Source organism: Pseudomonas sp. MF6767 (genome assembly GCF_016405475.1).
Lineage (GTDB): Bacteria > Pseudomonadota > Gammaproteobacteria > Pseudomonadales > Pseudomonadaceae > Aquipseudomonas > Aquipseudomonas paracarnis.
The window spans coordinates 14602-40692 of sequence record NZ_JAEKCY010000003.1 but is presented as its reverse complement, the minus strand read 5'-3'; the positions used below and the strand labels follow the sequence as shown (position 1 = coordinate 40692).

Annotated in this window: 22 protein-coding genes; 10 read left to right on the top strand and 12 right to left on the bottom strand. The window is 59.9% G+C overall.

What is annotated here, in order from left to right:
* The first annotated feature begins 1 nt into the window (after position 1).
* On the top strand, positions 2 to 1141 hold the full coding sequence (locus JFT58_RS06285) for a DUF1120 domain-containing protein (RefSeq protein WP_054897723.1): 1140 nt from the start codon (positions 2 to 4) through the stop codon (positions 1139 to 1141).
* Positions 1142 to 1152: 11 nt separating this feature from the next.
* Positions 1153 to 1797 carry a DUF1120 domain-containing protein gene (locus JFT58_RS06280; protein ID WP_054897722.1) on the top strand — a complete coding sequence of 215 codons (645 nt, stop codon included), beginning with the start codon at positions 1153 to 1155 and terminating at the stop codon, positions 1795 to 1797.
* Here JFT58_RS06280 and JFT58_RS06275 read toward each other — a convergent pair.
* Complete coding sequence (locus JFT58_RS06275) at positions 1794 to 3059, bottom strand: CynX/NimT family MFS transporter (RefSeq protein ID WP_054897721.1); 1266 nt, start codon at positions 3057 to 3059, stop codon at positions 1794 to 1796. The genes JFT58_RS06280 and JFT58_RS06275 overlap by 4 nt on opposite strands.
* Positions 3049 to 3708 carry a FadR/GntR family transcriptional regulator gene (locus tag JFT58_RS06270; protein ID WP_054897720.1) on the bottom strand — a complete coding sequence of 220 codons (660 nt, stop codon included), beginning with the start codon at positions 3706 to 3708 and terminating at the stop codon, positions 3049 to 3051. Before JFT58_RS06270 ends, JFT58_RS06275 begins: the two co-directional genes overlap by 11 nt.
* Before the next feature lie 159 nt (positions 3709 to 3867).
* Between JFT58_RS06270 and JFT58_RS06265 the strand changes: the two genes are divergently transcribed.
* Together JFT58_RS06265 and JFT58_RS06260 are read left to right on the top strand one after the other, a co-directional pair.
* A complete protein-coding gene (locus JFT58_RS06265; RefSeq protein ID WP_054897719.1) occupies positions 3868 to 4179 on the top strand; it encodes a type II toxin-antitoxin system MqsR family toxin in 312 nt (103 codons plus the stop codon).
* On the top strand, positions 4176 to 4664 hold the full coding sequence (locus tag JFT58_RS06260) for a type II toxin-antitoxin system MqsA family antitoxin (protein ID WP_054897718.1): 489 nt from the start codon (positions 4176 to 4178) through the stop codon (positions 4662 to 4664). The genes JFT58_RS06265 and JFT58_RS06260 overlap by 4 nt, the downstream gene beginning before the upstream one ends.
* A 236-nt stretch (positions 4665 to 4900) precedes the next feature.
* Here the strand turns inward: JFT58_RS06260 and JFT58_RS06255 are convergent, their stop codons facing one another.
* From JFT58_RS06255 to JFT58_RS06240, 4 genes are all read right to left on the bottom strand, one after another.
* On the bottom strand, positions 4901 to 5665 hold the full coding sequence (locus JFT58_RS06255; RefSeq protein ID WP_010444394.1) for an amino acid ABC transporter ATP-binding protein: 765 nt from the start codon (positions 5663 to 5665) through the stop codon (positions 4901 to 4903).
* Between the two features lie 10 nt (positions 5666 to 5675).
* Positions 5676 to 6773, bottom strand: a complete 1098-nt coding sequence (locus JFT58_RS06250; RefSeq protein ID WP_014717022.1) for an amino acid ABC transporter permease — start codon at positions 6771 to 6773, stop codon at positions 5676 to 5678.
* 10 nt (positions 6774 to 6783) lie between these two features.
* Positions 6784 to 7965, bottom strand: a complete 1182-nt coding sequence (locus tag JFT58_RS06245; RefSeq protein ID WP_054898976.1) for an amino acid ABC transporter permease — start codon at positions 7963 to 7965, stop codon at positions 6784 to 6786.
* A gap of 72 nt (positions 7966 to 8037) precedes the next feature.
* Entirely contained in the window at positions 8038 to 9069 is a 1032-nt protein-coding gene (locus JFT58_RS06240) for an amino acid ABC transporter substrate-binding protein (protein ID WP_034128697.1), read from the bottom strand.
* Between the two features lie 346 nt (positions 9070 to 9415).
* Between JFT58_RS06240 and JFT58_RS06235 the strand changes: the two genes are divergently transcribed.
* Together JFT58_RS06235 and rhlB are read left to right on the top strand one after the other, a co-directional pair.
* The gene (locus tag JFT58_RS06235) at positions 9416 to 10072 is read left to right on the top strand and encodes an alpha/beta hydrolase (RefSeq protein ID WP_054898977.1); all 657 of its coding nucleotides are present in this window, start codon (positions 9416 to 9418) and stop codon (positions 10070 to 10072) included.
* 95 nt (positions 10073 to 10167) lie between these two features.
* On the top strand, positions 10168 to 11634 hold the full coding sequence (gene rhlB, locus JFT58_RS06230; RefSeq protein WP_034128699.1) for an ATP-dependent RNA helicase RhlB: 1467 nt from the start codon (positions 10168 to 10170) through the stop codon (positions 11632 to 11634).
* Positions 11635 to 11777: 143 nt separating this feature from the next.
* Here rhlB and moaE read toward each other — a convergent pair whose 3' ends face one another.
* The 6 genes from moaE to JFT58_RS06200 all read right to left on the bottom strand — a co-directional run bounded on the left by moaE (position 11778) and on the right by JFT58_RS06200 (position 20005).
* Complete coding sequence (moaE, locus tag JFT58_RS06225) at positions 11778 to 12227, bottom strand: molybdopterin synthase catalytic subunit MoaE (RefSeq protein ID WP_054898978.1); 450 nt, start codon at positions 12225 to 12227, stop codon at positions 11778 to 11780.
* A 2-nt stretch (positions 12228 to 12229) separates the two neighbouring features.
* A complete protein-coding gene (moaD, locus tag JFT58_RS06220) occupies positions 12230 to 12472 on the bottom strand; it encodes a molybdopterin converting factor subunit 1 (protein WP_032903342.1) in 243 nt (80 codons plus the stop codon).
* The gene (gene moaC / locus JFT58_RS06215) at positions 12469 to 12942 is read right to left on the bottom strand and encodes a cyclic pyranopterin monophosphate synthase MoaC (protein WP_054898979.1); all 474 of its coding nucleotides are present in this window, start codon (positions 12940 to 12942) and stop codon (positions 12469 to 12471) included. The genes moaD and moaC overlap by 4 nt, the downstream gene beginning before the upstream one ends.
* Before the next feature lie 181 nt (positions 12943 to 13123).
* Positions 13124 to 16852, bottom strand: a complete 3729-nt coding sequence (locus JFT58_RS06210) for an autotransporter domain-containing protein (protein ID WP_054898980.1) — start codon at positions 16850 to 16852, stop codon at positions 13124 to 13126.
* A gap of 294 nt (positions 16853 to 17146) precedes the next feature.
* Complete coding sequence (locus JFT58_RS06205) at positions 17147 to 18541, bottom strand: PhoH family protein (protein WP_005785025.1); 1395 nt, start codon at positions 18539 to 18541, stop codon at positions 17147 to 17149.
* A 339-nt stretch (positions 18542 to 18880) separates the two neighbouring features.
* The gene (locus JFT58_RS06200) at positions 18881 to 20005 is read right to left on the bottom strand and encodes a polysaccharide deacetylase family protein (protein ID WP_054898981.1); all 1125 of its coding nucleotides are present in this window, start codon (positions 20003 to 20005) and stop codon (positions 18881 to 18883) included.
* A gap of 241 nt (positions 20006 to 20246) precedes the next feature.
* Between JFT58_RS06200 and yaaA the strand changes: the two genes are divergently transcribed.
* The 4 genes from yaaA to JFT58_RS06180 all read left to right on the top strand — a co-directional run bounded on the left by yaaA (position 20247) and on the right by JFT58_RS06180 (position 25988).
* Positions 20247 to 21026, top strand: coding sequence for a peroxide stress protein YaaA (gene yaaA / locus JFT58_RS06195; protein WP_034128704.1), 780 nt, complete (start codon positions 20247 to 20249; stop codon positions 21024 to 21026).
* 879 nt (positions 21027 to 21905) lie between these two features.
* Entirely contained in the window at positions 21906 to 23222 is a 1317-nt protein-coding gene (locus JFT58_RS06190) for a nucleotide sugar dehydrogenase (protein WP_054898938.1), read from the top strand.
* Between the two features lie 80 nt (positions 23223 to 23302).
* The gene (gene alg8 / locus JFT58_RS06185) at positions 23303 to 24784 is read left to right on the top strand and encodes a mannuronan synthase (RefSeq protein ID WP_161794312.1); all 1482 of its coding nucleotides are present in this window, start codon (positions 23303 to 23305) and stop codon (positions 24782 to 24784) included.
* Between the two features lie 37 nt (positions 24785 to 24821).
* Positions 24822 to 25988, top strand: a complete 1167-nt coding sequence (locus tag JFT58_RS06180; protein WP_034128707.1) for an alginate biosynthesis protein Alg44 — start codon at positions 24822 to 24824, stop codon at positions 25986 to 25988.
* Positions 25989 to 26091: the final 103 nt, after the last annotated feature.

Genomic DNA, 26091 nt, shown 5'->3' with positions numbered 1-26091 from the left:
CATGCACCCTGCAATCTGTTTGCGCTACGTGAGCCTGGGGTTATTGCTCGCATTTGCCGGCACCGCTCAAGCCTTTGAGGAATGCCAATTCAACCTCAGCGAGCCGCTGGTGGATTTGGGCTTGATGAGTCGCCTGGCGCAAAGCGACAGCGCGCCGCAACGCCTGCTCGGCGAGCGCCGTTTGAGCCTGACGTTCACCTGCCCACAGGCCCAGGACCTGAGCCTGTTTTATCGCGGCACCGCCGCCTCCGCGCAACGCCTGCAATTCACTCCCAACGGCAGCTACGCCATCGAGGTCGGCAACGCCGTACTCGACGGTCGGGCGGTGGAACTGGGCTTGTTGCCCGGCGCAGGCCAGGCGCCGGTGAGCAGCGCCAGCGTACTGGAATGGCGGCCCGACCATGGCATCGCGCCGCTGCACCAAGGCACGGTATTGCAGGGGAAAACCCTGGCGTTGCAGTTGACTCTGCGCGCCTGGGCCGACCCGGCCGCCACCCAGGTGCGCGACGCCACCACCTGGGAAGTCAGCGGGATGATGTACCACAGCGCAAGCGGGCGTTACCGCGACCTCACGTTGCGCGCCCACTTCGCGCCGACCGCCTGCCAACCGACACTGTCGGACCAGGGCGTCGTGGACTACGGCACGCTGTACGCCAAGGATCTGAGTGCCACCCACGAAACACCGCTACCGACGCGCACCGTGCGCCTGAGCGTGACCTGCGATGCTCCGGCCCGCTTCGGCCTGCGTATGAAAGACAATCGCGATGGCTCAGCCACCGGCGGCACCGATGAAACGGCCTATGGCCTGGACCTGGACGCCAGCAACAACAAAATCGGACGTTTCTACCTGACGGTCGACCCAGCGGAATTCAGCGCCGACAGCTTATCCACGCTGTACCGCACCGACTCCACCAGCAATGGCGCAGCCTGGAGCAGTTCCACTGCGCGGCAGATCCCCATGGCTGCCAACAGCCTCATGGGCTTTACCGACAAGACCGGCGTGACTACGGGCCCGCTCGCCATACAGGTCCTGACCGGCACGATGCGCATCAAGACGTACCTGGCCCCCATCCAATCGCTGGATCTGCGCGATGTCGTGCGTATCAATGGGTCCGGCACCCTCGAAATCATTTACTTGTAGGAGTGCGTACCATGAAAATTCCTGCCCTTTGCAGCCTTCTATTATTGACCAGCACTCAGGCGGCGCTGGCGGCCTCGACGGTGGACCTCAGCGTCCAGGGGCTGGTCACGCCCGCCGCGTGCCTGCCGCAACTGTCAAACGGCGGCCTGATTGACTACGGCAAAATATCTCAACAAGACTTGAACCTGGAAACCCGCACCCGTCTTCCCGCCAAGACTCTGTTCTTCGGCATGGCGTGTACCGGCCCGGTACGTTATGCCCTGCGCATGCAAGACAACCGCGGCGACTCGACCCTGGTCGAAAGCGAGATTTACTACGGGCTGGGTTTCGACAGCAACGGCACGCCCCTGGGCGTCTACTCCATGACCTTCGATCCTCGGCAGACCCAGGCCAGCAACAACGGGCAGCTCTACGGCACCGAATCCACCACCGGGGGGCTGGCATGGCGCACGTCCAACCTCAACCCCATCGACATCGGTTCCAGGAGCTACCTGGGTTTTACGTCGATCGAGGGCAGCGTCAGCGGCCCCACCGCCATTGGCATAATAGGCAGCCACGTCACGGTGCAGACCGTGATCAATGCTCGCAAGAATCTGGACTTGAGCACGCAAACCCCGATTGACGGTTCGGCCACGCTGGAAGTGGTTTATCTCTAGACCTTCTCAAAGGTGACGCGCACGTAGCGCGCACGTCCGGCGCCCAGGCCCGCCACGATGGCGCCGAGGCCGATCACTGCGAAGATCCAGCCGATGGCCGTCCAGCCGCTGGTCCAGTCATGCACCACGCCCACAGCGAAAGGGCCAAGGGACGCCAGGGTATAACCGATCCCCTGGGCCATGCTCGACAGGTTGGCGGCTACGTGAGCGTCACGCGAGCGCAGCACAATCAAGGTCAGCGCCAGGCTGAAGGTACCGCCCTGCCCCAGACCGAGCAGAATCGCCCAACCCCACAAACCGTCCAGCGGCGCATACAGGCAGCCGAACAGGCCGCCGAGGGTCAGCAGCATCACCACCACGATCGCCAGGCGCTGGTCCTTGCCACGGGTAGCCAGCCATGGCGCGGCCAGGGAACTGAACAACTGCACAATGATCGAGCCGGACAACGCCAATCCCGCCTCTGTGGCACTCAGGCCACGGCCGATCAGGATCGACGGCAACCAGCCGAACACGATGTAGGCCAGGGACGATTGCAGGCCCATGTACAAGGTCACTTGCCAGGCCAACGGGTCACGCAGTAGCCCCTTCACACGGTAAGCGACGCGGTGTGCGCCGTGCTTCTGCCCGACTTGCGGCAACCAGAACAACGCCGCCAACAGCGCTGGCAGAATCCAGAACCCCAGACCAAGGGGCCAACTGTCGCCGAAGTAATGACTCAAGGGTACCGTGGCCCCTGCCGCCAATGCGGCGCCCAGGCACAGGGCCATGGTGTAGACGCCGGTCATGGCGCCCGCGCGTGCGGCGAAGTCGCGCTTGACGATACCCGGCAGCAATACGCCGATGATGCCAATGCTGGCGCCGGCGATCAGGCTGCCGGCAAACAGGCCCACTTCCCCGAATGAACTGCGCAGGATGATCCCGCCAGCCAGGGTCAGCAAGATGCCGAACACCACCCGCTCAGCCCCAAAGCGTCGGGCCAGGATCGGCGCCATGGGCGCGAACAGGCCCAGGCACAACACCGGCAGGGTGGTCAGTAAACCGGCTTGGGCCGCCGACAGGCCCAGGCTGCTGGAGACGTCGGCCAACAGCGGCGACAGGCTCGACAAGGCCGGGCGCAAGTTGAGCGCCACCAGGATCAGGCCCAGCAAAAGCAACCAGGGCCGGCTCACCAGCGGGTGGTTGTGTTGCACCACGTCATCATCGGCCTCGGCGTCAATCAACAACTCTTCAAGTTCGGGTGTGTGTTGGGTTTCAGGGTTCATTGATCAACTGCCGGCAGAGGGATTTGGCACGTTCGGGGTCTTGCTGTTCCACGGCGTCAAGCAGGGCAACGTGCAAGTCGAACACGGCCTGGCGACGCGGTGAAAGGTTCAGGGTCTGGCGCAACTGCGCGCCGACGATAGCGGAGAAATACTGATACAGCTCGCTCAAGGCCGGGTTGTGTGCGGCGTCCACCAAACGTTGGTGAAACGCCAGGTCGGCGCTGATATAGGCCTCGAGGTCGCCCTGATACAGCGCGGCGCTGGCATCCAGCGCTGTGCGCAATGCTCGCAGGTCACTTGCAGTACGGCGTTGCGCAGCAAGGCCGATGGCTTCCACTTCCAGAATCTGCCGCGTCTCCTGCGCCTGCCCCAGGGTGCAATGAGACAACGCACGCATCGTGCCCAACGGGTCGGTCATCGAGCGCAGATAACTGCCGTCGCCCTGGCGAATTTCGATCAACCCGGAGAATGCCAACACGCGCATGGCTTCACGCACGGTGTTACGGCTGATCCCCAGTTCGGCGCACAGTTCGGGCTCGGTGGGCAGGCGTTCGCCAACGGCCCACGCACCCTGGGCAATGCGCAGACGCAGTTGTTCCAGCGCCTGGTCAACCAGAGAGCGTTTGATCAGCGGGGCGATGTCTGTCATGGGCTTTACGCTTTCGTCCAATCATGGGATGAATTTTCCTACAGCCTATTAGGAGTCGCCTACAAAGGCAACGCACTAGGGTTTTTAGGCAGGGAAAGGAGCAGTATTTTCGATTGGTAAAATTACCCTCAGAGGGTAATTATTAGACTCAGGTGTCTTATGGAAAAGTACACACCTCATTACGATCTGGCCTTGATAAAGGCGCAAGTCATCCGGCTGGGCCACAGAGCCTTTACGGCAACTGCGCGGGAGAGCGCTCGTCAACTTGAATTGAGCATCGGCCAGATGCGGTTGGCGGTCTGCGCCCTTGAAACGCGAATGTTGTACAAATCAATGACAACCTATGCAGACCACCGGATATGGCAGGACGTCTATCTGATCAAGATGTACGGTACGGAGATTTACATCAAGGTGACTCACCGCCCAGGCGGCGAAGCTCCCGTAATCTCCTTCAAGGAGAAAACCTTATGAAAACCCAACAATGCGTGAATTGCGGAACCCATGATGGAATGCAGTATTTCGCAGGTCGCACCTTCACCATCAACACACGCGGCATGATGCGCGACATTCCAAACATCGCGGGCTGGGAATGCCAGGTTTGCAAGGAAATCGAATTCGATCATGACGATGACAGCGCAGAGCGTTATTCCGATGCCAGTGACCAATTATTGATTGATGGCAGAAAAGTCATCGCGGCTGAAATGAAGCGAATCCGTCGCAAACTGCACCTCACTCAGAAGGAGGCAGTGAAGCTGTTGACTGTGCGCGGGCAAAACTCATTTTCTCGCTACGAAAGGGCTGAGGTTTTCCCTCCTGAACCATTGTTTACACTCATGCGCCTACTGGATAAGCATCCGCATCTGCTGGCCGAGATCGAGGCGCTCAATGTCGGAGAAGACCTCAATCGCCTGCTCATAGAAAAAGATGAGCAACAACGTGCGGCACAAGCATCCTGAACAGACCAACAGGCAAAAATAAACCCGGCACCAGGCTAATGCCAGTCAGTTAAGACAGAATCGGTAACTGTGGCGAGGGAGCTTGCTCCCGCTGGGGCGCGAAGCGGCCCCCAAAATGGGACTGCTACGCAGTCCAGCGGGAGCAAGCTCCCTCGCCACAAGTCACTGGTTGTCTGCTCTAGCTCTTAACTGACTGGCATTAGGCACCAGGCCGGGTTTATTTTTTCAAACGTCGATCAATGCAATATCTGGCTCAAGAACAACTTGGTCCGCTCATTCTGCGGGTTATCAAAGAAGTCATTCGGCGCCGCCTGCTCGACGATCTCGCCCTTGTCCATGAAGATCACGCGATTGGCCACTGTGCGGGCAAAGCCCATTTCGTGGGTCACGCACAACATGGTCATGCCGTCTTCGGCCAGGCCGATCATGGTGTCCAGTACCTCTTTGACCATCTCCGGGTCCAGCGCCGATGTCGGCTCATCGAACAACATGATTTTGGGCTTCATGCACAGCGCGCGGGCAATCGCCACACGCTGTTGCTGACCACCTGAAAGCTGCCCGGGAAACTTGTGGGCCTGCTCCGGAATGCGCACACGCTCCAGGTAGTGCATGGCAATTTCCTCGGCCTTGCGCTTGGGCATCTTGCGCACCCACATCGGCGCCAGCGTGCAGTTTTGCAGGATGGTCAAATGCGGGAACAGATTGAAGTGCTGGAACACCATACCGACTTCGCGGCGGATCGCTTCGATCTGCTTGAGGTCATTGGTCAGTTCCACACCATCGACCACAATGCGGCCTTGCTGGTGCTCTTCCAGGCGGTTGAGGCAGCGGATGGTGGTGGACTTGCCCGAGCCCGACGGGCCGCACAGCACGATACGCTCGCCCTGCTTGACGTTGAGGTTGATGTCTTTCAACACGTGGAACTGGCCGTACCACTTGTTGACGCCCTGCATCTGGATAATGCCTTCAGGGCTCACAGGCTGTTTGATTGCTTCGCTCATCAAAAAACTCCTAACGCTTGTGGCCAGTGTCGAGCTTGCGTTCCAGATGCATGGAATAGCGCGACATACCAAAACAGAAAATCCAGAACACCAGGGCGGCGAACACATAGCCTTCGGTAGCCATGCCCAGCCATTTTGGGTCGGCGGCGGCTTGCTTGACGCTGTTGAGCAGGTCGAACAGGCCGATGATGATCACAAGGCTGGTGTCCTTGAACAGGGCAATGAAGGTGTTGACGATCCCAGGGATCACCATCTTCAAGGCTTGCGGCAGGATCACCAGGCCCATGCTGCGCCAGTAGCCCAGACCCATCGCCGCAGCGGCTTCGTATTGGCCCTTGGGAATCGCCTGCAAACCACCGCGCACCACTTCGGCCACATAGGCCGACTGGAACAGGATCACACCGATCAGCGCCCGCAGCAGCTTGTCGAAGTTCATGCCTTCAGGCAGGAACAGCGGCAGCATCACCGAAGACATGAACAGCACGGTGATCAACGGCACGCCGCGCCAGAACTCGATGAAGGTCACGCAGACCACCCGAATGGCCGGCATGTTCGAACGCCGCCCCAGCGCCAGCACAATGCCCAGCGGCAAGGCGCCGGCGATGCCCACCGTGGCGATAACCAGGGTCAGCATCAAGCCGCCCCATTGGCTGGTCGCCACGTTGCTCAGCCCGAACACGCCGCCATGCAGCAAGCAGTAGGCAATGATCGGGTACAGCACCAAAAAGCCCAGGCCATAGATCGCCTTGCGTGGGAAACGCGAGATGAACAACGGCGCCACGCCCACGATGGCCAGCCATACCGTCATGTCCACGCGCCAGCGCAGGTCGACGGGGTAATAGCCATACATGAACTGCCCGAAGCGCTGTTGGATAAATACCCAACAGGCGCCCTCCTTGGTGCAGTCGGCGCGGGTGGTGCCCACCCAGTTGGCATCGAGGATGGCCCAGTGCAGGATCGGTGGCACCACCAGGTACACCAGGTAGATCGCCAGCAGGGTCAGCAGTGTATTGAGCCAGCTCGAGAACAAGTTGGCGCGCATCCAGGCCACCGGCCCGAAGACTTTGCTCGGCGGCGGCATATCAGGTTTGAACGTATGCGTAGTCATGGGTGTGTCCTCACCGCTCGATCAGCGCAATGCGCTTGTTGTACCAGTTCATCAGCAGAGAAATGCTGATGCTGATCGCCAGGTACACGCTCATGGTGATGGCAATGACTTCAATGGCTTGGCCGGTCTGGTTGAGCACCGTGCCGGCAAACAGCGAAACCATTTCCGGATAACCGATACCGGCGGCCAACGACGAGTTTTTCGCCAGGTTCAAGTATTGGCTGGTCAGCGGCGGAATGATCACGCGCAACGCTTGCGGGATGATGACCTTGCGCAGCGTCGGCCCCGGGCGCAGGCCCAGTGAACGTGCCGCTTCGGTCTGGCCATGGCTGACGGACTTGATGCCCGAGCGCACGATCTCGGCAATAAATGCCGCCGTGTACACCGTCAGCGCCAAGGTCAACGCCAACAACTCTGGGATCAGTACCCAGCCACCGACAAAGTTGAAGCCCGCAAGCTTGGGCATTTCCCAATGCAATGGCGTACCGAAGATCAACACGCACAACGCCGGGATCACCACCAGCAGCGCCAGGCCCGCCCAGAATTTATGGAAAGGAACCCCCGTCGCTTCAAAGCGCTTGTTGGCCCAGCGGGTCATCAGCACGATGGCAACGATAGCGACCACCAGGCTGGTGACAAACGGCCAGAACCCGTCGGACGCCAGCGCTGCCGGCATGTTCAAGCCACGGCTGCTGACAAAGAAGGTGTCACCGAAGTTATGGCTGTTGCGCGGCCCTGGCATGGTCAGGAACACCGCGAAGTACCAGAACAGGATTTGCAACAGCGGCGGAATGTTGCGGAATACCTCCACGTACACGGTCGCCAGCTTGTTGATCATCCAGTTGGGCGACAAGCGTGCCACGCCGATGATGAAGCCGAGCAGGGTTGCCAGCACCACACCGATGACGGTCACCAGCAAAGTGTTGAGCAGGCCGATGACAAACACCCGGGCATAGCTGTCCGATTCGGTGTAGTCGATCAAGTGCTGCGCGATGCCGAAACCGGCACTGCGCTCAAGAAAGTCGAAACCCGAGGTGATGCCCCGGTGTTGCAGGTTGGTCTGGGTGTTATGGAACAGGTACCAGCCCAGCGAGACCACCGCCACGATCGTGATGATCTGGAACAGCCACGCACGCACTTTGGGGTCGCTGAAGCTGAGCTTCTGCTTGGGTGCGCCGATTTGATTTTGCATGAAGTGCCCCGAAAATAATGGAACAGAACATCACCCGGCAGTTGGCCTACCGGGTGACAGAACCATCAGCGATCAGCGCACAGGGGGTGCGTATTGAATGCCGCCGTTGTTCCACAGGGCGTTCAGGCCACGGTCGATTTCCAGCGGCGTGCTCTTGCCCAGGTTGCGCTCGAACATCTCGCCGTAGTTACCCACTTGCTTGACGATCTGTACCACCCAGTCCTTCTTCACTTTCAGGTCTTTACCGTATTCGCCGTCGGCACCGAGCAGACGCGCAACGTCCGGGTTCTTGGTGGCCTTGGCTTCAGCTTCGACGTTCTTGGAGGTCACACCGGCCTCTTCAGCGTTGAGCATGGCGTAGCCCACCCAGCGCACGATGGCCAGCCACTCATCATCACCGTTACGCACGACCGGGCCCAGGGGCTCCTTGGAAATGGTTTCCGGCAGCACCACGTAGTCTTTCGGCGAAGCCAGCTTGCTGCGCTGGGCGAACAGCTGGGATTTGTCGGACGTCAGCACGTCGCAACGCCCGGACTCCAGCGACTTGGCGCTTTCATCGGAGGTGTCGAAGGTGATCGGGGTGTATTTGAGGTTGTTGGCGCGGAAATAGTCGGAAACGTTCAGCTCGGTGGTGGTTCCGGCCTGGATGCAGATGGTCGCACCGTCCAGTTCCTTGGCGCTCTTGACGCCCAGCTTGTTGTTCACCAGAAAGCCGATGCCGTCGTAGTAGGTAATGAAGCCCGGGAATTTCAGGCCCATGCCCGCATCGCGGGAGCTGGTCATGGTGGTGTTGCGCGACAGGATGTCGACTTCGCCTGACTGAAGCGCGGTGAAACGCTCCTTGGCGTTCAACTGGCTGAACTTGACCTTGGTGGCATCGCCAAATACGGCAGCCGCCACAGCGCGGCAATAGTCAGCGTCGATCCCGAGGATCTTGCCGCTGGCATCCGGCACCGAGAAACCCGGCAGGCCGTCACTCACACCGCACTGCACAAAGCCTTTCTTCTGCACGGCGTCCAGGGTGGCGCCCGCCTGGGCAAAACCACTGACACCCAGTACAGCCGCCGCAGAGACGATGGCCAGGGTGGATTTCAATACCTTCATTACAAACCTCCAATTGCTCTTGTTGTGTCGGAGCTCCAACCTCAGCGCACCCTTATGAGGCGATATCGACCCGTGTTGGTTTTTTTTGGGGCCAAGCAGCATGAGGTTTTTGCGGTAATTCCAGTTGCTTTCCCACGAGCGGCAGTCACTGATAGTGTTACCGCCCTGGGAGAGTTCTGACATCGAGCTACACATAGCAAGGCGCGTACCAGAGTCTTGGCCGAGTGGCTGTAACTGCGCTTCGATGGCAAAAGATTCAACCTTGCGACATTCTCTTAACAGATCAACCTGTCGCGCACCGTTCCGACGCACCTCATCGGAGCGCCCGCACATCTATGGAGCAGACATGACCGAACCCTTGATTCTTCAGCCCGCCAAGCCCGCAGACGCCTGCGTTATCTGGTTGCATGGCCTGGGCGCCGATCGCTACGACTTCCTGCCGGTGGCCGAAGCCCTGCAGGAAACCCTGCTGACCACCCGCTTCGTTTTGCCCCAGGCGCCCACGCGTCCGGTGACGATTAACGGTGGCTACGAGATGCCGAGCTGGTACGACATCAAGGCCATGAGCCCGGCCCGTTCGATCAGCCTGGAAGAACTGGAAGCGTCGGCAAAAATGGTCACAGACCTGATTGAGGCGCAACAGAGAACCGGAATAGACACCTCGCGAATTTTCCTCGCCGGTTTTTCTCAAGGTGGCGCGGTGGTTTTCCACACCGCGTTCAAGAAATGGGAGGGGCCTTTGGGCGGTGTGATCGCCCTCTCCACCTATGCGCCAACCTTCGATAATGTCCTGGAATTATCCGCCAGCCAGCAACGCATTCCCACGCTCTGCCTGCATGGCCAGTACGACGATGTGGTGCAGAACGCCATGGGCCGCAGCGCCTACGAGCATTTGAAGGACCGTGGTGTCACCGTGACATGGCAGGAATACCCAATGGGCCACGAAGTGTTACCCCAAGAGATACACGATATAGGCACCTGGCTGACTGAACGCCTGCGCTGAATCCCGTGTTTATGTAGCCGTATGACAGACGCACTACGCCGCGCCCGATTCTTGCATTACACTGGCCGGCGTACATTCCTTAATCAATTAATGAGATGACCGTGCTCAAAGCACTCAAGAAGATGTTCGGCAAAAGCGAGGCTGAGCCGCTCGCGCCTGTTCCCAGTGCTCCTGCCCCCAAGCCCGGCAACCGCAATGACGGTCAACAGCCCGGCCGGAACGCGCCCGCCGCCTCACCGAACAAAACCACGGTGACGCCGCCTGAACAGGTAAAGCCTGCCGCACCCGCCCCGGCGCCTGTGGCCAAGCCCCGTCGCGAACGTGCGCCCAAACCGCCCGTGACCCCCTGGAAACTCGAAGACTTCGTCGTCGAACCCCAGGAAGGCAAAACCCGCTTCCACGATTTCAAACTGGCCCCGGAACTGATGCACGCCATCCAGGACCTGGGTTTCCCGTACTGCACGCCCATCCAGGCACAAGTGCTGGGCTTCACCCTCGCGGGCAAAGACGCCATCGGCCGTGCCCAGACCGGCACCGGCAAGACCGCCGCGTTCCTGATCTCGATCATCACCCAGTTGTTGCAAACGCCGCCGCCCAAGGAACGCTACATGGGTGAACCGCGCGCGCTGATCATCGCCCCGACCCGGGAGCTGGTGGTGCAGATCGCCAAGGACGCCGCCGACCTGACCAAGTACACCGGCCTCAACGTCATGACGTTTGTGGGCGGCATGGACTTCGACAAGCAACTCAAGCACCTCGAAGCCCGTCATTGCGACATCCTCGTCGCCACCCCGGGCCGCCTGCTCGACTTCAATCAGCGTGGCGACGTGCACCTGGACATGGTCGAAGTGATGGTGCTGGACGAAGCCGACCGCATGCTCGACATGGGCTTTATCCCGCAAGTACGCCAGATCATTCGTCAGACGCCGCCGAAAACCGAGCGCCAGACCCTGCTGTTCTCCGCGACTTTCACCGAAGACGTGATGAACCTCGCCAAGCAGTGGACCACCGACCCATCCATCGTCGAGATCGAAGCACTCAACGTTGCCAGCGAAAACGTCGAGCAGCATATCTACGCCGTCGCCGGTGCCGACAAGTACAAGCTGCTCTACAACCTGGTCAACGACAACGGTTGGGAGCGCGTGATGGTATTCGCCAACCGCAAGGACGAAGTGCGCCGCATTGAAGAGCGCCTGGTGCGCGACGGCGTCAACGCTGCGCAACTGTCGGGTGATGTGCCGCAGCACAAGCGCATCAAGACCCTGGAAGGCTTCCGTGAAGGCAAGATCCGCGTGCTGGTGGCTACCGATGTAGCCGGTCGCGGTATTCATATCGACGGCATCAGCCACGTGATCAACTTCACCCTGCCGGAAGTACCGGACGACTACGTGCACCGCATCGGCCGTACCGGGCGTGCTGGGGCTGCGGGTGTGTCCATCAGCTTTGCGGGCGAGGATGACTCGTACCAGTTGCCGTCCATCGAGGCGTTGCTGGGGCGCAAGATCAGCTGTGAAACGCCGCCGACGCATTTGTTGCGCGCTGTAGAACGCAAACGCCCTTGAGCTGAAATGCGGTAAAAAATGTGGGAGCGGGCTTGTGTGGGAGCTGGCTTGCCTGCGATGCAGACACCTCGGTTTTTCAGTCACTCCGAGGTGATGCTATCGCAGGCAAGCCAGCTCCCACATGGGTTTCAGCGTCTGGCTGGCTACTTCCAGCGATCCGCTGCGGCGTGGTCACTGCTGCGCCCTTCTACCCAACGCGGCCCCTCACTGGTGTTTTCCTTCTTCCAGAACGGCGCCCGCGTCTTCAAGTAATCCATCACAAATGCACAGGCATCAAACGCTGCCTGCCGATGCGCACTGGCCGCGCCGACAAACACAATCGGCTCGCCCGGCTCCAGCGCGCCGATACGGTGCAGCACCTCCAGCTTGAGCAACGGCCAACGCTGCTCGGCTTCCACAGCGATCTTGCCCAGGGCCTTTTCGGTCATGCCGGGGTAGTGTTCCAAAAACATCCCCGACACCTCGCGCCCGTCATTGAAGTCGCGTACATAGCCGACAAAGCTCACCACCGCGCCCACGCCCACGTTGGCCGCGTGCATGGCGTTGACTTCGGCACCGGGATCAAAGGCTTCGACCTGCACACGAATGGCCATGGTCAGCCTCCGGTCACGGGTGGGAAGAAGGCGACTTCATCGCCGGCTTGCACCGGCTCGTCCAGGCTGCACAACTCCTCGTTGCGCGCACACATCAGGCTCGCTTCGTTGAGCACGGCGAATTCCGGGTCAGCAGCCAGCGCGAGGCGCACGGCATCAACACTGGCAAACTCACCTTCCATCTCCAGCGAGTCGAAACCCACCGCTTCGGCGTAGCGCGCAAAAAACAGTACGTTGATACTCATTGTTCATCCGCCTTGAAATGCCCGCTTTTACCGCCCAGCTTTTCCAGCAGGCGAATACTCTCAATGGTCATGCCGCGGTCCACCGCCTTGCACATGTCGTAGATCGTCAGGGCGGCGACGCTGGCGGCGGTCAGGGCTTCCATCTCAACGCCGGTCTGGCCGGAGAGCTTGCAGCGCGCGAGGATAAGCACAGCGTCCACGCCGTCGGCGCGCAGCTCCACCTTGACGCCGGTCAGCATCAACGGATGGCATAGGGGGATCAAGTCGCTGGTTTTTTTCGCCGCCTGAATCCCGGCAATCCGGGCCACGGCAAACACGTCGCCCTTGGGGTGGGCGCCGTCAACAATCATTTGCAGAGTGGCGGGCAACATGCGCACCCGCGCTTCGGCCACCGCCTCACGGAACGTCACGGCTTTTTCGGTGACGTCGACCATATGGGCGCGACCTTGGGAATCGAGATGAGTCAGCACAGGGATACTCCTGATCAGGAGCAGCGATTGTAAACCTGTGGGTCAAAATTTGCGCAAGGCTGTTTATCCCATCCCGTAGGAGCGAGCTTGCTCGCGAAAAACTCTCAGGCGCCGCGTTTACCCAGGGTGCACGCGTTATCGTTGACGTTTTTCGCGAGCAAGCTCGCTCCTACATTCAAGGTTAGAACCGGAAGCTAAACCCGGCATTGATCCCGTTGTTGTTGCCCCGGTTGGAGAGCAAGCCGCTGTAGTTCAACGACACCAGGGTGTCCTTGGTCAACGCCATTTGCGCACTGGCCTTGATCACCGCGCCATCCCTGGCCACAGGCACGCTGTTGACGGCGAAGGCCGTGTCACTGCCGGCAAACTTCAGAGAAGCTTCACGATCGGTATCACCAAACTGATGCTCCCAACCCAACTCACCGCGCAGGGTCACCGCCGAGGTGGACGTGAGCGGCAACTGAGTGTGGCCACGCACGCCCAGGGTGGAGAGCGTCGCGTCCTGGCCTTGCTTGCTGGCATGCAGGGCTGCGGCACCGCCTTTTTCCTTGAACGAGTCGCTTTGATAGTTCAGGTACGTGAGGTTGGCGAAGGGTTCAAGCAGGGTCCATTGGGTGTAACCGATCTCGGCAAACACTTGGTCGGTACGCGCGTTGTAGTCGGCCTTGGCATGGTCCGACTGATTGGCATAGGCCACCCGTCGCGAAGTGTCCAGGCGGTGCCAGGTGCTGGCACCGCCCAGGCGCAGGGCAATCGCCTCAAAGCGTTTGCCACCATAGACCGACAGGTGATAGTTGTCGCTGTCCGCCGACGCCGACTGGCCGTTGAGGTGGCTTTGGGTATAACCGGTGGCTGCGCCCACGCGCCAGCCGTCGTTCACCTCGGTGTCCAGGCCCAGCAGTACGCCGCTGGTGGACGAGGAGTAACCGCTGGCGTTGTTGTCACCACTGACGTTGTTGCGTCCACCGAGTAGCTGTACCCAGCCGCCGTTGTCACGGCTGTCGATCTGCGCGCTGGAGTCCAGTGCCTGCGCCTGTTGCAGGCGAGCGTTGACCGCTTCACGCAGGTAGCGGCTGTCAGCCATTTGCGCTGCGGCCACGTCCGAATGCAATTGCCCTGAAAGTTGCTTGAAGCCCTCCCGCGCCTGGGCGGCGGAATCAGACGCCAACAGGCTTTCGTAGACCGGGCTGCCAGCGCCCAATGTCTCGGCCACCGTCGCCACCGCTCGCTCATTGCGGGTTTGCGCGACACTGGCGAAGGTGGTCTGGTTGCGGGCTATCGCCAGGGTCAACTGGTTCGGTTGATAGTTGAGCGCAGTGCCAATGAACAGGTAGTTGGGCGCGAACGCCGCAAACTGGCCATTGATACCCTGGCTGGCGCTGAGGATGGTGAACTGCTGGCCCAGCAAGCTGCGCGCCTCGGTGGCAGTCAACAGGTTGGGGCTGTTCTCCAGGGACACGCTCACCACACCGCCATTGAGGGTCGCCACCCCGCTGCTCTGCAACTGGTCGCTGCGGCCATCGGCCCCGACTTCGACGGCATACACCGAACCCGGGTTGAATGTGACGTCGCCGGTGCGCAGCGTGCCTATCGAATGCCCCGGGGCCACTCGCCCGCCGTTGTTGACGGTCAAGGCGCCCACCGTGCCGTTGCCGGCCAGGGTGCCGCCCAGTGTGGTCATCACGCGGTTATCGGCATTACGGGTGCCCACGGCACTGCTATCTACCGTCACGGCAGAGGTCAATGCGCCGTCCACCGACAATTTGCCTCCGCGTACCCAGGTACTGCCCGAATAGCTGTTCTGGCCTTCCAGCACCAACTCGCCATCCCCGGACTTGACCAGGCTACCGACGTAGGTGCTGCCAGTGAGCACGTCCTGGCCGCGGGTGAGTGTTGCCTGCTCCCGGGCATGACCAATGTCGTATTCAAACTGATCGTCGGCCGAGGCATTGGCGGGCAGGCCGTCGAGCCAGCCTTTTTGCTGCTTGGTGGCGGCCCAGGTCGCCTGTTCGGCAGCGTCTTCTACGCGACGGGCGCGAATGGCCTCATCGGAAATCGGGTTGGTCCAGATATCGCGGGTACCGCTGGGCAACGCCACTGCTACCGCACCGAGGAACTGCCCCGGCCCTTGCATAGCTTTTTGCAGGTTGGGCAAGCCCCAGCCACTGACCACACCTGGTACTTGCGGGACACCCGGCGCGGCATCGTGCACCGGTTGCAGGTTGTCGTAGGTGCGGCCTCCGGTCAGTTCGCCAACCGGCGTGTCCGGGCCATCCGGCGCTTGCAGGCTGGAGGTGGTCAGCAACACGTCCCGCGCCTGGCTGGGCGTCATATAGGGGAAGCGTTGCATCACTAGCGCCAAGGCCCCGGAGACGCTCGGCGCGGCGGCCGAGGTGCCGTTGGCATTCGGGATGATTTCGCCCTCGGGGCCGGCAGACGGAATGCCCGACACGCCCATCACGCACCACCACTTGGACGTACCGCAGCGGTTATAGACCTGGGCGCTGGTCTCGTCATAGCCCGTGATCGAAAGGAACTTGCCTTCGATATCCGGTTTGAAAAACGGCAGGTTCGCGTTGGTGTACGGGTTGGCACCGTGGCTGTCGTTGCCCGCCGAGATGATCTGGATAAAGGTGTTCTGACGGGCCGCGTCGGCCATGGCGTCCATCCAGGTTTTGTGCCCTGCATGAGCCTTGTCCCAGAACGGGCGATAGGCGGCGGTCATGTCACGCAGGTTTTGCGCGGCGCTGTCGCCGACGTTACCGAAGTGGTTCTCCACATCATCGCGCGAGCTCTGCCCCCAGCTCTGGTTGACAATCGCCACGTCCTTCGCGGCCAGGGCGTTGTAGCTGGCCATGAACGCGTTGTAGTCGAGGTCGTTGGAGCCTAGGTAGCGGTCGTTGTCGCTGCCGCCGGTGTTGGCGACAAACAGATTGGCGTCGAAGGCAATGCCGTGCATACCGGTGCCGTTGCGGCTGGCGGCCAGCACCCCGGACATTTCCGTGCCATGCCCGTCGTTGAACGCCGAGTCGTATTCCCCTGGAATACTGAAAGGCTCACCCTGCTTGAACTCGCCGCTGGGCACTTCAAGGCGGTAGCGAGGATGGGTGGCGTAGTACTCGCCCGTGGAGGTCACCGCCTGCACCCGGTCCTGGCCCTGGGCATTTTTGCCCTGGAACTCGGAGTGTTCGGTGAGGATGCCTGAGTCCAGCACGCCAACATTGACCCCCTTGCCGGTGATGCCCAAGGCATAGGCGTAATACGCGTTGGTGCGGTCCAGGCCGGAGTTGACCTGGGCCTCCGGCGTCTTCCAGGTTTGCGCGTTGGCACTCCAGTCACGGGTTGCGCCAGCCCAGGACTGGCCTGCGTTCAATTGCCCGCTCAGGTTGCTGCTCACGCCCGGCTCGACGTAGGTGTAAGGCTTGGCGGCCGGCAAGTTGGCGATAATAGCCTTGGAGAAGTCGAGGATATTGGTGGTGTAACGGCCGCTGTTGTTGAACAGCTGGCTGCGGTAGTAATCCAGGCGCGAAGCGTAGTCCAGTGGCCGTCGGGTGTCGCCGAGCATGGCGCCGATGGTCAGGTTTTCGGGTTGCAGCTCGTAGTTTTGCTTGAGGGCCGAATCGAACTTGCCGGACTGGGCAGCGAAATCCTTGGCCGCGAGATCGACGATATCCGCGTAGGCAAACCTGAGGTTTTTGTACACGGCGGTATCAGGGCCGAATGAGGCGACGGCTTTCCTGAACGCCGATTCCAATACCTGCGAGGTGTAAGGATTGTCGTCTGCATTGGCCATGGAGCCGTGGCCCAGCCATAAGGCCAGGCCGAGTGCTATGGATGTAAGGGGTATGGTCTTGAAACGAGGGGTGCGATTGCGTTGCGCCACAGTGAAGCGATTACCTGCTAAGTCCATTTTCCTTTCCCTTTGGATATGTGCGTCATCAATGAGCGGTGTTTCGGGCTTTGTAATACGCAGGGTCACGGTGAAAACCCTGGACAGGTTTTCTAAACGTTCGTCGACTCAAGGAGGTGGTATTCCGACGGGGTCAAGCAGTGTTGTTATTGTTTTTACCGCAGAAAAAATGTAACAAAATGATTACAGAGACCACAAGCACCCAGGACGCGTTAACGCAGGCAAATCTCGCACAGAACAAAAACCCCGGATTTCGTGAAAAATCCGAGGTTTTTCGCAGCAGATTCAGCGTAGTTACAGATGGGACTCGGCGTATTCAGCCAGAATCGAACGCGGTACCCCTTGCAGCGCAATGTGCACGCCGTTCGGGAAGTCCTTGAAGCGTTCCGTCAGGTAAGTCAGCCCGGAGCTGGTCGCGGACAGGTAAGGGGTGTCGATCTGCGCCAGGTTGCCCAGGCACACCACTTTGGAACCGGCGCCGGCACGGGTGATGATGGTTTTCATCTGGTGCGGCGTAAGGTTCTGGCATTCATCAATCAGAATCAGGCTTTGCTGGAAGCTGCGACCTCGGATGTAGTTGAGGGATTTGAACTGCAACGGCACTTTGCTGAGGATGTAGTCGACGCTGCCATGGGTGTTTTCGTCATCCATGTGCAAGGCTTCGAGGTTGTCGGTAATCGCCCCCAGCCACGGCTCCATTTTTTCCGCCTCGGTACCGGGCAGGAAACCGATTTCCTGGTCCAGGCCCTGCACGCTGCGGGTGGCGATGATGCGGCGATAGCGTTTGGTCACCATGGTCTGTTCGATGGCGGCGGCCAGGGCGAGGATGGTTTTCCCCGAACCTGCGGCGCCCGTCAGGTTGACCAGGTGAATGTCCGGATCGAGTAGCGCATACAGCGCCAGGCTCTGGTAGATATCACGCGGTTTCAGGCCCCAGGCTTCCTGGTGCAACAGGGGTTCCTGATGCAGGTCGAGGATCAGCAGCTTGTCGACCTGGATCTCTTTGATCCAGCCCACGAAGCCCTGTTCGTCGACGATGAACTCATTGATATGCACGGCCGGCAGGTTGTCGATCAGCTGTACCTGGTGCCAGGTGCGGCCGTGGTCCTGACGGGTTTCGACCTTGCTGACACGGTCCCAGAACGAGCCGGTCATCATGTGATAACCACGGGACAACATCGACACGTCGTCGACCAGTTGGTCGGTGCTGTAGTCCTCGGCAGCGATCCCACACGCTCGTGCCTTGAGGCGCATATTGATGTCTTTGGTCACCAGCACCACGCGCAGGTCCTTGTCGCGGGCGTGCAGGTCGATCAATTGGTTGATGATTTTGTTGTCGTTCAGGTTTTCCGGCAGCAGGCTGTTGGGCTCGCTGCGCTTGCTCATCAGGATCGACAGCAAGCCCTTGGGCCCGCTCTTGCCACGCTGGATGGGCACGCCGACCTCGACGTCCTCGGGCGAAGCTTCACCCAGGGTCTTGTCGATCAGGCGGATGGCCTGGCGGCATTCGGCGGCAACGCTGTGGTGGCCGCTTTTGAGTTTGTCGAGCTCCTCAAGCACGATCATCGGGATGGCGACGTGGTGTTCTTCGAAGTTCAGCAGTGCGTTTGGATCGTGGATCAATACGTTGGTATCAAGCACATAAAGGATTGGCTGGTCGGAAGAAGGGTTACGTCCATGATCATCCATACTCGGTCACCTTTGTGGGAGCCATTCGACGCAATACCTGGGCGGTGCTGCGCCTCGATTCGACCACCGAGTGCACCTGAGGGACGTCAAGTGCAGTGCCCACATGCGGAGTCTTGGAAGACGCCACCTGTGTTGCAGGTTTCGGCGGTCTGACTTCGTAATACCGCAAAACCCATGACAGGAAAAAGCACTTTGACGCTTTTTTGAAGTTTATTTTTCAGGATGACGAATAGCACTAGCCGAGTGCCATGTACCCCGTTAAAGTCGGAAGTCCGCCTGCATCGAAATGTTGCAGCAAATCGCCCCGAAAACACCCCATCCCCAGCAAAGCCGGGCACTTCATCGAAATGCCTCGCGACACTCCTGCCAACCCAAGCCACTCTGCGCCGTAGCCTGCAACACCATCGGCAATCCCACCCGCGCCTTGTCCTGGGTGTCGTGAAACACGATCACGCCTTTGCGCCATAGCAGCATCAATGTCAGCACCCGTTGCGCCGACTCATCAGCCTTGAGCTTGCCCGGCTCGTCCTGGGAGTCGATGTCCCATAACGCCACTTGCAGGCCCTGTTGCTGGAAGAAGCCCTGGCTGTCCGCGCGGCGCTGCCCATACGGCGGGCGGAACAAGGGCACATAGTTTTCCGGCATCAGGTTCTGTACCAGCCCGGCACTGCGGGTGATGGAGCTTTGCCAGTCGACCCAATGGCTGTGGGAGCGGTACTGCCAGCCCTGAAGCCCCACGCACTGCCCTTGGTACAGCGCCTGCACATCGGCGGCGGAACTGCGCTCCACACGGGTTTGCAAGCTGCTGCCAAGGACAAAGAACGTCGCGTTCATCTTTTGCTTGCGCAGGTAATCGGTGAGCCAGTCGGTATTGCCGCTGACAGGTGCAGGGCCACCGTCGAAGGTCAGTAAAAACATCCGGTCATTGAGTTCATCACCGTTGCGCTCATGATCGCCAAAGCGCGCCACTTCACTGCTGATCTGCGGAAACAGCGCGGCCTTGCGCAACAACTCGTCCAGATAGCGTTCGTGGAAGTGCCGGCTGGGGGCGGCCCAGCCTATATAGAAAGAGTTGTCACTGACCTCGAATTTGCCGGCCTGCTCACGCAGGTCGTCCATGTTTTCCACCAGGTAGCAGAACGAGGCGTCTTCTTCGCAGCTCTGCTGGGCGAATGTGTAGTTCTCCAACAGCCGTTGCCAGAGCTGGCGACGCAGGTCGCCGATGGCGGCCAGGTTGATGTTCTTCAGCCCCAGGCGTTGCTTGAGCGCCGCGTCGTCCAGGGCTTCGCTGGCGAGCAGGCCGTGGGCGAACATCAGGATCTCCGCACGCGAAGCCACATCGAACAGCGCCGGGCTGGCGAGTTTTTCCGGCCAGGTACCACGGTCCAGGCTGGCGACATCCACCGGCGCGGCCTGGGCATTCAGGCACAGCAGGCAAGCGGACAATAAAAGCGCTAATCGCACACGAGGTCTCCCTCTACAGAGTTACCGCCCATCATAGCGGACTGGTCCGCCCTTTTTGTGTAGGAGCGAGCTCGCTCGCGAAAAACGTCCGGGCACCGCGTCTATTCAGTCTGCCAGCATTCTCGTTGACGACTTTCGCGAGCAAGCTCGCTCCTACAAAAACCGGGGCCTATCGGCTTGATAGGTGGAGTCGAACGCTCCAACCCCCTAGAATCCCCCCACGATTCCAGGAGCCAACTTCATGCTGATGGTGATTTCCCCCGCCAAAACCCTCGACTTCGAGTCCAAGCCGGTCACTGCGCGCTTCACCCAGCCGCAGTACCTGGACCACTCCCAGGAACTGATCGAGCAACTGCGCGAACTGAGCCCGGCGCAAATCAGTGAGCTGATGCACGTCTCCGACAAGATCGGTGGCCTCAACGCTGCGCGTTTCGGCAGCTGGACGCCGGCCTTCACTCCGGCCAACGCCAAGCAGGCGCTGCTGGCGTTCAAGGGCGATGTGTATACCGGCCTGAATGCCGAGACTTTCAGCGAGGCCGATTTCAGCTATGCCCAGGACCATCTGCGTATGCTCTCGGGCCTCTACGGCCTGCTGCGCCCGCTGGACCTGATGATGCCGTATCGCCTGGAGATGGGCACCAAGCTGGCCAACGCCCGCGGCAAGGACCTTTACGCGTTCTGGGGCACACGCATCAGCGAATGGTTGAATGAAGCCCTGGCCGAGCAAGGCGACGATGTGCTGCTCAACCTGGCGTCCAATGAGTATTTTTCGGCGGTCAAGCGCACGGCCTTGAACGCGCGGATCATCAATACCGAGTTCAAGGACCTGAAGAACGGCCAGTACAAGATCATCAGCTTCTACGCGAAAAAAGCTCGGGGCATGATGAGCCGGTTTGTGATTGAAGAACGCATCAACGATCCGGCCCAGCTCAAGCAGTTCGATGTACAGGGCTATCGCTTCAATGCGGAGCAGTCCAAGCCTGATAACCTGGTGTTTTTGCGCGATCACGCACCGGAATAAGGCCTGTACAGCCACCAACATCAACTGTGGGAGCTGGCTTGCCTGCGATAGCGGAGGGTCAGCCGACTCACATGTCGCTGATACACCGCTATCGCAGGCAAGCCAGCTCCCACATTTTTTGCCTGCATTTCACCCCACCAATCGTCATTTATTTGACGTCAAAAAATATCAAGACACATCTCTAACAATTTCTTCACTCGACACTCGTCGGTTTTTTTCGTAGTGGCACCACTTTTTTTTAACGGTAGTGGCACAAAACTATCCTCTCTCACCAACTCCCCATAACTACTGGCCTAAATAGCAAGTGCTATCAATATAGTACTAGTGCCATCTTTTCTAATATTTCAAAAAATTTCCGGAAAGGGGATGAGCGGCCCGGAACTTCGTCTTGAAGCACCGCTCATACCACCGGTAACGAAATTCTCTGTTTACGTAAGAGATGACTTACATACCGACCAATGGAAGTAGCCAAGTTGTCATAAAGCACTTTGGCTCGAGGGTCATATCATCAACTGATTGAGTTGAGGGCGGCGATAAGGACTCATTGCCAACCCCCTAAAGGCCAAGGCAGCGCTGACCTAAATGAGCCAGTGTTAACACCCAAGGCTTTGATATCAAAAGGCTTATTGCCTGTATCAAAGCTCTGCGGCACTGGCGCCGGACCCTTCCGCCACGGAAAACCGGCTGCATTTCAGGGCAAGCCCCAATAATAAGGCCACGTTGCGCACAACTTGAGTGCAATAGTTAGTCACTCGCTATTTAACATGCCTGCACGCGGTAAGTCGGCGTCTATTCGCCTAACTTTCGCGGCATCAGTGACGCTTGCAAACATGAACTCCGGCCATCTAATGGCATGATTTAAACATAGAGGTAATTGCGATGCGCATCAGCATATTTGGTTTGGGTTACGTTGGCGCCGTGTGTGCCGGTTGCCTGTCTGCTCGTGGCCATGAAGTGGTCGGCGTAGACATCTCCAAGGACAAGATCGACCTGATCAATGCGGGTAAATCCCCCATCGTTGAGCCGGGTCTGGGCGAACTGTTGAGCCAAGGCATCGCAACCGGTCGACTGCGCGGCACCACCAATTTCGCCGAAGCCATCCGCGACACCGACCTGTCGATGATTTGCGTCGGTACGCCGAGCAAGAAAAACGGCGACCTGGAGCTCAACTACATCGAATCGGTATGCCGTGAGATAGGTTTTGTGCTGCGTGACAAGACCACCCGCCACACCATCGTGGTGCGCAGCACCGTACTGCCAGGCACCGTGGCCAACGTGGTGATCCCGATCCTCGAAGACTGCTCCGGCAAGAAAGCCGGCGTCGACTTCGGCGTTGCGGTCAACCCGGAATTCCTGCGTGAATCCACCGCCATCGCCGACTACGACCTGCCACCGATGACCGTTATCGGCGAGTTCGACAAAGCCTCCGGCGACGTCCTGCAGTCGCTGTACGAAGAACTCGACGCGCCGATCATCCGCAAGGACATCGCCGTTGCCGAAATGATCAAGTACACCTGCAACGTATGGCACGCCACCAAAGTCACCTTCGCCAACGAGATCGGCAACATCGCCAAGGCCGTCGGCGTTGACGGTCGTGAAGTGATGGAAGTGGTCTGCCAGGACAAGACCCTCAACCTGTCCCAGTACTACATGCGCCCAGGCTTCGCTTTCGGCGGTTCGTGCCTGCCAAAAGACGTGCGTGCCCTGACCTACCGCGCCGGCTCCCTGGACGTGGAAGCACCGTTGCTCAACTCGCTGATGCGCAGCAACGAATCCCAAGTGCAGAACGCCTTCGACATCGTCTCCAGCCACGACAAGCGCAAAGTCGCCCTGCTGGGCCTGAGCTTCAAGGCCGGTACCGATGACCTGCGTGAAAGCCCATTGGTAGAACTGGCGGAAATGCTGATCGGCAAGGGCTACGACCTGAGCATCTACGACAGCAACGTCGAGTACGCCCGTATGCACGGCGCGAACAAGGACTACATCGAAGGCAAGATCCCGCACGTGTCGTCCCTGCTCAACTCGGACTTCGACGAAGTGATCAACAACTCCGACGTGATCATCCTCGGTAACCGTGACGAGAAGTTCCGCGCCCTGGCGCACGAAGCCCCGCACGGCAAGCAAGTGGTCGACCTGGTGGGCTTCATGTCCAAGGCCACCAGCGTGAGCGGCCGTACCGAAGGTATTTGCTGGTAACAGCAACGGCAAGTTTCAGGCTGCAAGCGGCTACTAGAGCGCTTGCAGCCTGAAGCCTCCTCACCTTGCGGATGACGTTTATGTCCAAGTTAAAACATGTATTTCTGCAATCGGCCGGCTGGCTGTTCTTTCTCAGCCTGCTGATGGGGCTCGCCCTGCTGTTGCCGGCGAGCACCTTCGATTCGCAATCGAAGAATTTTATTTTCCTGATTGGTGCCGTGGGTATCTGGCGCTACTCGATGGGCGCGACGCATTTCTTTCGCGGCATGCTGTTCCTGTATGTGGTGTACCCGCACCTGCGCCGCAAAGTGCGCAAGCTGGGCAAGGCCGCCGACCCGTCCCATGTGTTCCTGATGGTCACCAGTTTTCGTATCGACGCGCTGACCACCGCCCAGGTCTACAGCTCGGTGATTCGCGAAGCCATCGACTGCGGCTTCCCCACCACCGTGGTGTGCTCGCTGGTGGAAATGTCCGATGAGCTGCTGGTGAAAAGCCTCTGGGAAAAGATGAACCCGCCGGCTCACGTCAAGCTCGACTTCGTGCGTATCGCCGGTACCGGCAAGCGTGATGGCCTGGCCTTCGGTTTTCGCGCCATCTCGCGTCACCTGCCGGACGACCGCGCCGTGGTTGCCGTGATCGATGGCGACACCGTGCTGGCCGAAGGCGTAGTGCGCAAGACCGTGCCGTGGTTCCAGCTGTTCGGCAATGTCGGCGGCCTGACCACCAACGAATTCTGCGAAGTGCGCGGCGGCTACATCATGAGCGAATGGCACAAACTGCGCTTCGCCCAACGCCACATCAACATGTGCTCCATGGCCCTGTCCAAGCGCGTGCTGACCATGACCGGGCGCATGTCGGTATTCCGCGCCAGCGTAGTGACTGACCCGGGCTTTATCGCCGACGTGGAAAGCGACTCGCTGCAACACTGGCGCCTGGGCCGCTTCAAGTTCCTCACCGGGGATGACAAGTCCAGCTGGTTCAGCCTGATGCGCCTGGGCTACGACACCTTCTACGTGCCGGACGCCGCCATCAACACCGTGGAACACCCGCCGGAAAAGAGCTTTATCAAGGCCAGCCGCAAGCTGATGTTCCGCTGGTACGGCAACAACCTGCGCCAGAACTCCCGTGCCCTGGGCCTGGGCGTGCGTCGCCTCGGCCTGTTCACCAGCGTGGTGCTGTTCGACCAGCGCGTATCGATGTGGACCTCCCTGCTCGGCCTGACCGTGGCCATGATCGCCACCTTCAAGTACGGCGGCGCGTTCATCCTCGCCTACCTGCTATGGATCGGCATTACCCGCCTGATCCTCACCCTGCTGCTGTCGTGCTCCGGCCACAAGATCGGCCCGGCCTACCCGCTGATTCTCTATTACAACCAGATCATGGGCGCGTTGGTGAAGATCTACGTGTTCTTCCGCCTTGATCAACAGTCCTGGACCCGCCAGGACACCAAACTGACCCGCGATTTGGCCAGCTTTCAACGTTGGTTCAACACCTGGTCGTCTCGGACCATGACCTTCTCCGCCGGCAGCATCTTCGTTGCCGTGTTGCTGATGATGGTCTGACCCTGCCAAGCCTGAATTAACCTAGGAATTACACCCGATGAATAGCCAAGTAAACGCCAACGTTGTCCACGAATCCGAAGCCCAGCGCCAACACGCCCGGGTGAAAATCCCGGCCAAGCTGCGCTTCTTCAACAGCGACCGCACGCCGACCGAAGCAAAGGTTATCGACCTGTCCGCCGGCGGCCTGGCTTTCACCGCCACCCAGCCGCTCACCATCGGCCAAGTGCACAAGGGCCGCCTGCAGTTCGTGATCGATAACCTCGGCCTGGCCATGGACGTGGAGCTGCAGATTCGCTCCTACGACCGCCAGACCGGCCGCACCGGTTGCCAGTTCCAGAACCTCGATGCCCAGGATATTTCCACCCTGCGCCACCTGATCACCTCGCACCTGTCCGGTGACATCGTGACCATGGGCGACGTACTCGCGACCCTGCAACGCGACAACTTCACCAAGGCACGCAAGGTCAAGGACGGCGGCAGCGGCATGACCGCGTTCGGTCGCCTGCGCGCCGTGACCTTCAGCCTGGCGATCTTCCTGGTGGGCCTGGCGGCCTTCGGTTTTGTGGTCAAGTCGCTCTACGGCATGTACTTCGTCAGCCACGCCCAGGCCGGCCTCGTCAGCGTACCGGGCATGAACGTGACCATGCCCCGTGATGGCACCGTGCAAAGCCTGCTCAAGGGTGATTCGGTAGCAGCCAAGGGCGCGCCGCTGGCGACTTTCAGCACCAGCATGCTCGATGTACTCAAGGGCCACCTGGACGAAGACCAGTTGCAACCGGCCAAGGTCGAAGAACTGTTCGGCAAGCAAATGACCGGCACCCTGACTTCGCCGTGCGATTGCGTGGTGGCCCAGCAACTGGTCGCCGACGGCCAGTACGCCAGCAAGGGCGATGTGATCTTCCAACTGGTGCCGCGTGGCAGCCAGGCTAATGTGGAAGCACGCTTCACCTACCGCCAGTTTGGCGATGTACGCCCAGGTACGCCGGTGAGCTTTCAGGTCGCCGACGAAGAACAAGTGCGCACCGGCACCATCGTCAGCAGCACCAGCCTGAACAGCGCCGACCTGTCCTCCGACATCCGCGTGCAGATCAAGCCTGATGCACCGCTGGACAGCACCTACGCCGGCCGCCCGGTGGAAGTCACCAGCGACCGTGGCCCATCGCTGAACTGGCTGATCGACAAAGCCATGGCTCACGGTCTGTAAGCGAGGACATGCCTGTGATGACTCTCTCAAAAACACCACAATCCCTGTGGGAGCGGGCTTGCTGTGGCGAGGGAGCTTGCTCCCGCTCGACAGCGCAGCTGGA

Coding starts and splice junctions, on each gene's coding strand:
- JFT58_RS06275 (WP_054897721.1), bottom strand. CDS start 3,059: ATGAACCCTGAAACCCAACACACACCCGAACTTGAAGAGTTGTTGATT.
- yaaA (WP_034128704.1), top strand. CDS start 20,247: ATGCTGATGGTGATTTCCCCCGCCAAAACCCTCGACTTCGAGTCCAAG.
- JFT58_RS06250 (WP_014717022.1), bottom strand. CDS start 6,773: ATGACTACGCATACGTTCAAACCTGATATGCCGCCGCCGAGCAAAGTC.
- JFT58_RS06260 (WP_054897718.1), top strand. CDS start 4,176: ATGAAAACCCAACAATGCGTGAATTGCGGAACCCATGATGGAATGCAG.
- JFT58_RS06180 (WP_034128707.1), top strand. CDS start 24,822: ATGAATAGCCAAGTAAACGCCAACGTTGTCCACGAATCCGAAGCCCAG.
- JFT58_RS06255 (WP_010444394.1), bottom strand. CDS start 5,665: ATGAGCGAAGCAATCAAACAGCCTGTGAGCCCTGAAGGCATTATCCAG.
- alg8 (WP_161794312.1), top strand. CDS start 23,303: ATGTCCAAGTTAAAACATGTATTTCTGCAATCGGCCGGCTGGCTGTTC.
- rhlB (WP_034128699.1), top strand. CDS start 10,168: ATGACCGTGCTCAAAGCACTCAAGAAGATGTTCGGCAAAAGCGAGGCT.
- moaE (WP_054898978.1), bottom strand. CDS start 12,227: ATGGCCATTCGTGTGCAGGTCGAAGCCTTTGATCCCGGTGCCGAAGTC.
- JFT58_RS06280 (WP_054897722.1), top strand. CDS start 1,153: ATGAAAATTCCTGCCCTTTGCAGCCTTCTATTATTGACCAGCACTCAG.
- JFT58_RS06285 (WP_054897723.1), top strand. CDS start 2: ATGCACCCTGCAATCTGTTTGCGCTACGTGAGCCTGGGGTTATTGCTC.
- moaD (WP_032903342.1), bottom strand. CDS start 12,472: ATGAGTATCAACGTACTGTTTTTTGCGCGCTACGCCGAAGCGGTGGGT.
- JFT58_RS06205 (WP_005785025.1), bottom strand. CDS start 18,541: ATGGATGATCATGGACGTAACCCTTCTTCCGACCAGCCAATCCTTTAT.
- JFT58_RS06270 (WP_054897720.1), bottom strand. CDS start 3,708: ATGACAGACATCGCCCCGCTGATCAAACGCTCTCTGGTTGACCAGGCG.
- JFT58_RS06190 (WP_054898938.1), top strand. CDS start 21,906: ATGCGCATCAGCATATTTGGTTTGGGTTACGTTGGCGCCGTGTGTGCC.
- JFT58_RS06240 (WP_034128697.1), bottom strand. CDS start 9,069: ATGAAGGTATTGAAATCCACCCTGGCCATCGTCTCTGCGGCGGCTGTA.
- JFT58_RS06210 (WP_054898980.1), bottom strand. CDS start 16,852: ATGGACTTAGCAGGTAATCGCTTCACTGTGGCGCAACGCAATCGCACC.
- JFT58_RS06265 (WP_054897719.1), top strand. CDS start 3,868: ATGGAAAAGTACACACCTCATTACGATCTGGCCTTGATAAAGGCGCAA.
- JFT58_RS06245 (WP_054898976.1), bottom strand. CDS start 7,965: ATGCAAAATCAAATCGGCGCACCCAAGCAGAAGCTCAGCTTCAGCGAC.
- JFT58_RS06235 (WP_054898977.1), top strand. CDS start 9,416: ATGACCGAACCCTTGATTCTTCAGCCCGCCAAGCCCGCAGACGCCTGC.